A 1,572-nucleotide genomic window follows, 5' to 3' on the forward strand; every position below is an offset into this window, starting at 1 on the left:
GGGCGATTGAGACCCAGTATGCGGTGAGTGCGCCGACGGGTGAGCCGCTGGCATTGTTCGACCCGGCCGGGAAACGGGTGTGGCGGCAGCCGAAACAGTCGCTGTACGGGCTGCGTCTGGCGGAGCAGGATGAAAACCCGCAGCTGGATCCGGGCCTGCGATTTGCCGGGCAACTTTTTGATGAGGAATCAGGGCTTTGCTACAATCGGCACCGTTATTATTTGCCGGAAGGCTGTTGTTACCTCAGCCCTGACCCTTTGGGGTTAGCAGGAGGAGTAAATCTTTATAGTTACGTGCAAAATCCGACCGGATGGGTTGACCCACTGGGGCTGGCTGGATGCTCTACTAAACTAGGTAAAAACATGATGGAAGATATGGGATTACCACGATCCACAACTTGGAAGGGATACCAAGCTCACCATGTCATACCAAAACAGTTAGCAAACCATCCTGCCTTGAAAAAAATAGGGTATGATATTGATAATGCCGCAAACGGAATGTTCTTAAGAAAAGTTGATGATGGAGTTAGTGCAATAGCAAGGCATCAAGGTAATCATCACGGATATACTGATGCAATGAGAAATGCTCTGGATAAAATAAATCTAAATCAATCAACTGATGCCATATCAAAACAAGTAACTAACATACAAAATATAGCTAAAAAAGGTATGGAGAATAGTAATATTATTAGATCCAAAGATATGTATAACACTAATATTTTTGGGAAAGACATAAATCAAATAGGCAGACAAAGAGTCTTTGATCTCTGGAGTAAAATTTTAGGATAATTCAATATGAGTGAGATAATAAGTTTTTATATGGAACCAGTTGAATTTTTTAAAAGTTCGGATTTTTTATCCGGTTCTATTGAAGAATTTAATGAATATGAAATTATTGATAATAAAGATATGGCATTAAAGCTTCTTTTCGATCAAGACATACCAAGTAACTATATGGTTTGGAGCGATTTTTTCTCTGATCTGGTATCCGAATTTTATCTTCATGAGGATTATAAAAAAGCAGAAAAGGATATCCTTGATAGAGTAAAAATATCTACCAAGGATCAAGTTAAAGAAAATATTAGAAAAAGAAAATTATATCTTATAAGAAAGAAGCAAGGGTTAGTTGATAACATAGAATACGATAACTTTCTAAATGATGTAAATGACGAATGTAATTACATGTTAAATATGATAAGCATCTATCGATATTTATTTTCTTTTAATCGAGACTCTAAATTAGAAGAAATATTTTCTATATTTAAAAATGGAGTTATGCCGTGCGGTATAAAGAAAGATAAAAAGACATTTGTTATTTTCAATCCTATTCTTTTAAAGAATAGTTAATAAGTATAGATGAACTGCCCTCAAAAATTAGACTCAACATTTAATGGCTAGATTTAGAGAGGCAGTTCACAATCACCAGATCTTCTGGTCTTCTGTAATGTTCGTAATGTTCCGGGTGACGGGCCGGTCCTGTCCCTGCGGTATAACCCGCACGGGCAGCTCACTGACATCCTGCGTACCGATGACGGCTTACAGGCGGTGATGGCCCGCTATCACTACCATGAGG

At 38.6% G+C, this 1,572-nt stretch carries 2 protein-coding genes; both read left to right on the top strand.

Features of this window, described 5'->3' with window-relative positions:
- The coding region (locus ABR397_RS22545) for an AHH domain-containing protein (RefSeq protein ID WP_350307665.1) at nucleotides 1-788 on the top strand (788 nt) is incomplete at its 5' end.
- A 6-nt stretch (nucleotides 789-794) separates the two neighbouring features.
- Nucleotides 795-1,346: a hypothetical protein gene (locus ABR397_RS22550; RefSeq protein WP_350307666.1), complete on the top strand. Its 552-nt coding sequence runs from the start codon at nucleotides 795-797 to the stop codon at nucleotides 1,344-1,346.
- The last annotated feature ends 226 nt before the right edge of the window (nucleotides 1,347-1,572 follow it).

Source organism: Photorhabdus viridis (genome assembly GCF_040256935.1).
GTDB lineage: Bacteria > Pseudomonadota > Gammaproteobacteria > Enterobacterales > Enterobacteriaceae > Photorhabdus > Photorhabdus viridis.

Coding starts and splice junctions, on each gene's coding strand:
- ABR397_RS22550 (WP_350307666.1), top strand. CDS start 795: ATGAGTGAGATAATAAGTTTTTATATGGAACCAGTTGAATTTTTTAAA.